7 protein-coding genes and 1 pseudogene are annotated in these 8,032 nt (G+C 42.2%); 1 reads left to right on the top strand and 7 read right to left on the bottom strand.

The window, feature by feature from the left end:
• Window positions 1–760: pseudogene (locus tag B2575_RS08105) on the bottom strand (enoyl-CoA hydratase/isomerase family protein); the annotation flags it as partial.
• A 472-nt stretch (window positions 761–1,232) separates the two neighbouring features.
• On the opposite strand from B2575_RS08105, the gene B2575_RS08100 reads away from it, so the two are divergent.
• Window positions 1,233–2,045, top strand: coding sequence for an alpha/beta fold hydrolase (locus B2575_RS08100; RefSeq protein WP_045451322.1), 813 nt, complete (start codon window positions 1,233–1,235; stop codon window positions 2,043–2,045).
• Window positions 2,046–2,256: 211 nt separating this feature from the next.
• On the opposite strand, the gene B2575_RS08095 is transcribed toward B2575_RS08100, so the two are convergent.
• From B2575_RS08095 to B2575_RS08070, 6 genes are all read right to left on the bottom strand, one after another.
• The gene (locus tag B2575_RS08095; RefSeq protein ID WP_296241107.1) at window positions 2,257–3,321 is read right to left on the bottom strand and encodes an HpcH/HpaI aldolase/citrate lyase family protein; all 1,065 of its coding nucleotides are present in this window, start codon (window positions 3,319–3,321) and stop codon (window positions 2,257–2,259) included.
• 213 nt (window positions 3,322–3,534) lie between these two features.
• Complete coding sequence (locus B2575_RS08090) at window positions 3,535–4,731, bottom strand: cysteine protease StiP domain-containing protein (RefSeq protein WP_296241105.1); 1,197 nt, start codon at window positions 4,729–4,731, stop codon at window positions 3,535–3,537.
• A 63-nt stretch (window positions 4,732–4,794) separates the two neighbouring features.
• Window positions 4,795–5,622, bottom strand: coding sequence for an HAD hydrolase family protein (locus B2575_RS08085; protein WP_296241104.1), 828 nt, complete (start codon window positions 5,620–5,622; stop codon window positions 4,795–4,797).
• An 82-nt stretch (window positions 5,623–5,704) separates the two neighbouring features.
• A complete protein-coding gene (locus tag B2575_RS08080; RefSeq protein WP_296241102.1) occupies window positions 5,705–7,012 on the bottom strand; it encodes a phosphoribosyltransferase domain-containing protein in 1,308 nt (435 codons plus the stop codon).
• Between the two features lie 46 nt (window positions 7,013–7,058).
• A complete protein-coding gene (locus B2575_RS08075; protein WP_296241100.1) occupies window positions 7,059–7,526 on the bottom strand; it encodes a J domain-containing protein in 468 nt (155 codons plus the stop codon).
• An 8-nt stretch (window positions 7,527–7,534) separates the two neighbouring features.
• Window positions 7,535–8,032: hypothetical protein (locus B2575_RS08070; RefSeq protein ID WP_296241098.1), on the bottom strand; the 498-nt coding region annotated here is incomplete at its 5' end.

Genomic DNA, 8,032 nt, shown 5'->3' with positions numbered 1-8,032 from the left:
CTTACGTTTTTCCATAAAGGCGGTAATACCTTCTCTAAAATCATCCGTTTTAGCAAGCATGGTCTGTTGATCCACTTCCATATCGAGCGCTTCATTGAGACCCATATAAGCGTGCGTATTAATCATATGCTTCATTGATGCCAATGCTTTTCCGGGCAGATTGCTCAGGCGCGTTGCCAATGCCAATACGCTAGCATCCAGCTCGTCGCTACTGACCACATCATTAACCAAGTTTAAGCGTGCCATATCTTCCGCTTTGAGTTTATCGCCAAGCATGACCATCTCAGTGGTTTTTGCCACACCGATCAATTGATTCAGTAAATAAATGCCGCCAGCATCTGGTATTAGACCGATATTGACAAAGGCTTGCACGAATTTGGCATTATCAGCGGCTATGCGAAAATCACAAGTCAGTGCCAAGTTCATGCCAGCACCTGCCACTGCGCCNNGGCTTATGAATATTACGCAACTTTAAGCTAATCTCAGCGACTTCGCCAACCATAAAGTTTAGCTTATTCGACAGCGCCTCGCTTTCCATGCCGTTTTCTAACATCTCACCGATATGCCCGCCACTTGAAAAGTTATTGCCTGCGCCTTGCAGGATGATGACTCTGACGTCTTTATCTTCATCTGCGTTCGTCAGTGCATTCATCATGGCATCTTTGAGCACTGTGCTAAAGGCATTGAGTGTCTTGGGATCGTTCATCGTGATGGTTGCGATATGGTTTTCTACTTGATATTCGACGAGAGGGTGTGACATGGTTGATATCCTTAATTGAGTTTTCTATAAAACGTTTTTGGTAACACTAGCTATTGGCAGTAAATGTGACAAATAATGCAATGCCAAATACTATAGCAGTTTGAGCTTATTATAAAAGCAGGATGTGTGCGCGCTTAAGACATGATTCAGGTATGGTGTTTTTTGCTGCTATCATATTGCTAAAACTATTAAACCTACCATTCAAAAATAAGGCTACTATCTGTAGAAAGGTTGAATTATGCTAAGGCATGTCCTCAATTCAATCGAGCATTCTCTAAATGGGTTGAAAATGGCTAAATTTTGCCAAACTGCGTCAACTAGCTGATGAATATCTAGATATTATTTGTGCTATTTTCCTTGTTTGGCGGCAATTTATCTTATTTTTTTCACCATTTTTAAAATGAAGACACGCCCTAAAAGGCAGGTTTTCAAAGACTGATTTTTTATTTATTAAACCAACAAGGAAGTGGTTATGCCAATTATTCATGTCAATAATGTTGAACTTTATTATGAAGACAGCGCGCCAAACGATAAGCAAAAACCCGTCATGGTATTTGCCCACGGTCTGCTGTGGAATACACACCTATTTGACAAGCAAGTTGAGTATTTTAAAGCCGGTTATCGCTGTATTACGTTTGATTTTCGGGGACAAGGTCAGTCTGAAATAACCAAGTCTGGCTATGATATGGAAACCTTAACCGAGGATACATTGGCATTATTAGAGGCACTAGATATTCATAAATGCCATTTGTTAGGGTTGTCGATGGGCGGGTTTGTCGCCCAGCGTGTCGCACTCAAACGCCCTGAGTTATTGCTGTCGCTTACCCTGTTAGAGACTTCTGCTGATCCTGAAGATCCCAAAAACGTGCCGCAGTATCGTAAGCTGGTCAAAGCCATTCGTTGGCTGGGTCTCAAACGCGTGAGTAACAAGGTCATGCCTATTATGTTTGGCAATACTTTTTTGACAGATAAGTTGCGTAAGTCTGATCGTAAGCAGTGGTTAACGATGCTACAAGGCAATCGCAAAGGCGGAGTCATTAAGGCAACGATGGGCGTCATTGAGCGGTCAGGCACCTACGATCAGCTAGGAAGTATTACGGTGCCGACATTAATTGTGGTCGGTGATGAGGACACAGCAACCCCTTATTCAAAGGCTGAACGTATGCATTTTGCGATAGCAGGGTCTAAATTGGCAGTGATCAAGGGCGCTGGTCATACCGCCACCGTAGAAGAGCCTGAGCAGGTCAATCGAGTGATTAACACCTTTTTAGCGGACTGTGTCTAATTTTGAGTTGGTCTTGAAATAGCCCTAAATAAGGCATCGTTTTAATAGTAATAGAGTGATGGAACCTTTGTGCTAAAAAAGCCGTTATCTTGAATGTGATAACGGCTTTTTTATTGAGCGCATGTAAGAGAGTGCATTTGAAATATTGATTTGAAACTTAGGCGCTTTCGTTCAGGTTGAGGACATGCCTTATTAACCTTAAGATTTTTATTTATAACCGTGCCGTATAGTCATTATTGCCGTCATCAAGAGTGCCACATGCCTCGGCACGATTGACGATTTCTGTTGCCCACGCGCGATGGGTAGCAGGCTCTAGCATAGTATTATTATATTTAAACACCGCTTTTGCCTCGCTATGCAAGATTGCTTGCGCCTCATCTAAAATGCTCAATGGTACGCAATAGGCTTGTTGCACCAGCGCAATTTGGCTTGGATGAATGACTGTTTTGCCGACCAATCCTAAGCTAACATCGCGGGTTAGCTCTTGCATAAATAGCGTTGGCTGATCCAAATATTCAAAGACAGGCGCTGTTAAATAAAAGCCATGCGGCACAAAGCAGCCGAGCAGCTGATAGGCAAGGGTGCCGATAGGGGTATCATAAACGATGCTGTTTTTGGGACGGCGCAAACGCAATGCTGCAAACAAATCATTGCCGCCGATACGTAAGGCAAAAACTGGCTGGCTAAAGGCTTCTTTAAAACCAATGGCCAATTCCTGATTATGATGCGGATTAAATAACGCTGCGGTTTCAAGCGTCGGCATCAATAGTTGCTCAGTACTCAGATTTTGACAGGCCATACGCCAATTAGACAAACTATACATATCGACTTTCGGCATGACAAAGCCATCAATCAAATCGATATGGGCAAAACCTGAGAGCTGCTCTAACATCGCTGGATGACGCGGGCGTATAAATACCAGCGGGCGTGTTGGTTGCTCAATCTGAATGTCGGCATGTTTTGATGGGTCATTGATGCTATCGACATGCGTCGCCCACGTATGCAGCAACGTTTGCAAGCGCTGAAGTGCCAGCTCAACATCACTATGGCTGACGGCATCTTCTAGGCAGATGATAATACTATTAATCGTTGGCAACTTATCACGCTTAATGACTTGCCAAATATCTTGGCGAGTTGCTGGCATGTATAGGCTAGCCCCCAACTGATAAGGGTGATGCGCATGTGGTTTGAGCATCGCATGACGCTCAGTAATGAGGTGAGCGTAAGACTGGGTGTTTTGATAAAGAGTAGACTCGTTGTTTTGCATGTCTGACATAATTGGCATCATCAATAGTGATAAGTGAATGAATATAAAATCTAAGAAGTATCATCAAGCGGTATGGCTTAGCAGCAATGACCGCAAACCCAAAAATACGTTTGGTAATGTCAAATTCGTTTAGCCGAAAAGAAGGATTACTTGTACTTTTCTCTTTCGCTGCTTTGGTTTTGAGACGGGTCTGGTTTATAAAAACCGCGAGTGTAGCAATGATTAATGGTCTTCGCTACGTTGCTTGATAAGCGTGATGGCTTGATAGGGATGTATTTTATCACCTAATACACTAACAATGATATTTCGCTGGGCACATAAATGTCTTAGCAGTATGGTATCAGGATGATCAGCGCTGGCTAATAGTATGCGTTCAGGGTCACGGCGCAATATCGCCCGTGTTGCCTCTGCAATCGTTGGCTTAATGCGGTTACGATTGGCAATATCGTAGTCTGCTGCCAGCTTGTCGATTAAAGCAGCTGTCTGATAGCGCGGCTGCTGAAACGTCGGCAAGCACGGCAAAGATGGGGCTAATGCACGGCGCGCTGCATCGATATGAGCGATGAAAGCTAAGCTATGGTCTACCTCAATTAAGTTATCATAAAACACGCTGCGGTGTAGCCCCAATGCTGGCTCAGTATATAAGCTACGTGATATAAGCCCCGAAACCGTACTATTTAATAGCCCTGAGGGAATCAGCCAGTCATCAATGCTAGCTGCAAGCCAAGCAACGCCAGCTGGATCAGCCAGCGTTAATAAGGGAATAACATCTGCCCCTTGATGAAAGATATTGGCAAAGTTTGCATGGCTAGGATCGCTAAATTTTTCTAAACTATGAACAAGCTCTTGATAAATCGCGCCTTTGCCTGTCCAGCCATCAACAAATACGATAGGGCTATCTGGATGAGCATTCAATATCATCTGTAACGCAACTGGATCAAGTCCGCGGTCGCGAATGATGCTGATACCATAATGCACACTCGGCAAAGCATAGCCGCTATTAACATCTGCTAATGCGCGTTGCAACAAAACGCCAACTGGCAAACCTGCGCGCACCAAACTGACTAAGACTAGCGGGCGCTCATTACTAACGATATGTTCATTTCGAGATTTTTGAAAAATGTGGTGTAGCGTATAAGCCAAATTAGCAATATCAGTGGCAGTCCTCTCAGCTCCTTGCTCTAATGCTTGCGTATATAGCTGCTCATGCATAGCAGTAGGCGCTTGCTCCAAGGTCAACATATCAGAATAATGACGTTGCCCACTTTGAATAAGTGCTTCTTTTTGACTGACTGGTACATCGGCGACCGCGTCTTTAGCGACTATATCGAGCAGTACAGTCACATCACTTGCAAGATAGCTGCCTGAGCCATATGCTTCTAATTTTTGAACATTAGGGTTTGTTATATGATGAGTCATAAAATAATTTCTACTTCTATAAACGGCGGCGATTATTGTTTTTATTTAGGAGAGATTAAGTGTTTAGAATGATTGAGAGCTAAGTCGTTCATGTAACTGACCATGATTGGGCATACCATACCAGTCAAGCAGCTGTAAAAATGGTAAATCAGCCAAACTGTCACCAAAGCCAAAGCTTGGTCGTTGACTGTCTAAATGATTAGCTAACAAGAACTGTACCGCATGGCGCTTATGAACTGCGTGCGGCAATATCGCTAGATTATTCGCATTCACGTGCACATAAAAATCCTGCTCAAAGTCTCGTATTAATGTTGGCAGTTTTGCAGCGAGATCTACTAATGCTTGATGGTCTTTTTGCCCATGCTTAATAGCCAGATAAATGGTTAATTCTCTATTATCAGCGCCATTGTTAAAGCTATCGATATGCGGTGTAAAGACCAGCTGGCTACTGTCATTTTTGCTGTGATTCGCGAATAGCTGGCTCAGCTGCTGCAATTTTTCTTGCAATGGCGCAAGCTTATTATACATATGCTGTTGCCACTGGGCTTGTAACATACCGTCTTTGTCAAGAATAATCGCGCCATGAGTCAAAATTTGCCAGCTATCAAAAGGCAGTTTAACACGCTGGATTTCACTACGGTCACGTGCCGTCACTACGATTAGATCAGTGCTAACAAGTAGCCAGTTAAAAAACGTGGCTTGGCGCTGACTCATAAAACTTAATGGCTCGCCTTGTTTGTTAACGGTTGCGCAAACTAAGTTTTCAGCTTCAGTGGTGGGTAAGTCCCATGCGTCAATTTTACGCTGAGTTTGAAAGAGCGTATCGTCCAAATCCATTAGCGCGTAAGGCTTGAGAATATCAGGCTTGGCTTGAAAGAATGGGCTGGTCATAAAGGTGTCCGTAAGGGTTGAATGTGAAAAGCAGAGCGGGATTTAGATGGTGGTTTTAATGGGACAGTTCTTATAAAATAATTTACAGCGTCGGACTCACCACCAACACATTATCCAAACCTTGCCACATGTCATCAACGCTATCAGCGGACGTTTCCACACACAAGACAATCAAATCCCAATTGCTAGGTGTAACGTTGTACGCAAAGTTGGTCATACCAAGCCCATAATTATCATTAAAACTTAGCATCGAGGTAATTGCGCCACCAAGCGCAATCGGTGAGCGGGTTAACGCACTAAAATTAACCGTATTCTTACTATTCTCTACATGCGTATTTTGCGCAAGCCATTCCGCCAATAAAAACGGCAACCAAACAAACTCATTACTGCCCAATACTAAGATACGCTGTGGCAACTGTTCTTTATCAAACGGCTCTTTCTCAGGTTGAGCTTGCTTGTTAAAAATGTTAAAGGCAGTTTGAAACTTCAAAAGATAATCATCAAACCCATCGGTGCTATCTAGAGTTGGGAAACGTCCCCAATTACCAGTGTTACCTAGAGACTGACTGCCTGCTTCAGTTGTATCAACCGACGGCATCGTTATTGGTTCAGGATTGGGCGCATCCGTCCAAGTCCATGCACCAGACAGTAGATGATGACGTTGAAAGTGGATATTGGGCAGGCGTTTTGCGATTTGGTCAGACACAGCTTCATTTACATCGGCTGCATTCTGATTCTGGTTTAAAGACCAATCAACCAAAGTGGTAAGATGTACTTGCTCTAGTTGGTCAAGTCCTGCGTTACGAAGGGCAGTGACGACATTGACGCAAGTATTGCCTGTCGATGCTTCATCATCCACCATAATCAAGGTCTTGGTCGCTAGTAACTGCGCTTGGGTCACTGTATCTGCACTTTGATAAATGAGATGCTGGCTGGCATGACTGTGGTCTTCGCTGAAAGTGGTTAATAAAGAGTCGCTGCTACTGTCATGACTGTCATCGTGTTGCGCATGACGCGTAGAGTTCAATAGTAAGGCATTGGGATAACGCGTTTGTAGCGCTTGATGTACCCCCGCAGATAAGCCGACGGCTGTCTCAGCCATGCCGATGACTAAAATCGGCTCAGGCAAATCGCTAGGAACCAAATTCGCCAAGTCAGTAAAAGCATGACGCATGGTGCTAGGAGCCACTGGAATATGACGACCTAATACTTTTGAGACAAACAAAAAGGCACGTTTTGGGTTAATGCGTTGTGCAAAGCCAAGTAAGTCTTCTAATTGATAATCGTTACTTGGTTCTGCCCCATTTCTCGTAGTGGCTGAATTGGTTTGATAGGTTAAATCAAGATTGCCGCGTGGTAGGGTAATGGTGCAGACATAGCTTTTGTTCATGGAAATACTGTTTGTAGTCATATAAAGGTTTCAACGTTATTGAGTGCTAAAATCGTAGTGTTTCTTTTGCAAGGTTTAGTTCTTGAGCTTTTTCTTGAAGTACCAGTTTCACAGATTCAGGTAAGTGAGTGTATTTGTCAGGATGAAAATCTTTGATCTTTAACCTATAAGCTCTACGCATTTCTTCGATAGTAGCTCCTTCTAACAAACCAAGAATCTTTAATGCTTTTAGATTATCAGAAGCTTCTGTAGGTTTGTCTTGGTTTTTAAGGGTTTCAAAACCAGAGTAAACATCCTCTAATATTTCATTGCTAATGCCCATTAATTTGCTCAGATTTTTAATCTCTGCTAGACCTTTTTCTATATGCAACCATTTTCCTGACTCTAAGTTATTGATTATTATTCGAGCTGATGCATAGAAAATAGTATTCTTGTCATTAGTAGTATTTGCTCTATTATTGAAATCCTTAACACATTCTCTCAAATCTATTGAAGTACCTGATAAGATTTTCATTTGATTTTTTAAAAATCTCGTTCTTCTGGATTGTTTTCTATGTGATTTGAAAAAACATTTTTGATAACTTTAATGTTGTCTTTGGAGCAAGATTTTGAATCATTAGAGTCACCTTTTTTTATGGAGTAGTAAGCCAAAATTTTTATTGTAGGAATGAACCATTCCATAAGTAAAAAAGAGCTAGAGCTTATACGAATTTCCTCTTGAGATTTGAGTTTATCGAGAATAACGCCATCCTTTAAAAGCGTAATATTAAAATCTAAGGTGATATCTTTATTTCTAGGCAAAATTAAAGCATTGATAGGCACACTTATTGAATAAGGACCATTATTATCGTTATTGCGAGCACCAGTTATAAAGTTACCTTCTTCATCATTAAAAATATCATAATAACTTTTTACATTTTGTCCCTGATAAGCAAGTTCAAGAATAACAACTTCTGTTCCATAAGGAATAGTATCCATACTTAAGTGTATAGTTAGTCCAGAATAAAAGAGATACATCCC

The sequence above is a fragment of the Psychrobacter sp. UBA6739 genome, from assembly GCF_002453835.1.
GTDB classification, from domain to species: domain Bacteria; phylum Pseudomonadota; class Gammaproteobacteria; order Pseudomonadales; family Moraxellaceae; genus Psychrobacter; species Psychrobacter immobilis_A.
The sequence above is the reverse complement of the archived record's forward strand: the minus strand, read 5'-3'. Positions and strand labels throughout refer to the sequence as shown.

Excerpts from the sequence above, each read along its gene's own strand:
- B2575_RS08100 (WP_045451322.1), top strand. The coding sequence starts at position 1,233 with ATGCCAATTATTCATGTCAATAATGTTGAACTTTATTATGAAGACAGC.
- B2575_RS08075 (WP_296241100.1), bottom strand. The coding sequence starts at position 7,526 with ATGAAAATCTTATCAGGTACTTCAATAGATTTGAGAGAATGTGTTAAG.
- B2575_RS08085 (WP_296241104.1), bottom strand. The coding sequence starts at position 5,622 with ATGACCAGCCCATTCTTTCAAGCCAAGCCTGATATTCTCAAGCCTTAC.
- B2575_RS08080 (WP_296241102.1), bottom strand. The coding sequence starts at position 7,012 with ATGAACAAAAGCTATGTCTGCACCATTACCCTACCACGCGGCAATCTT.
- B2575_RS08095 (WP_296241107.1), bottom strand. The coding sequence starts at position 3,321 with ATGTCAGACATGCAAAACAACGAGTCTACTCTTTATCAAAACACCCAG.
- B2575_RS08090 (WP_296241105.1), bottom strand. The coding sequence starts at position 4,731 with ATGACTCATCATATAACAAACCCTAATGTTCAAAAATTAGAAGCATAT.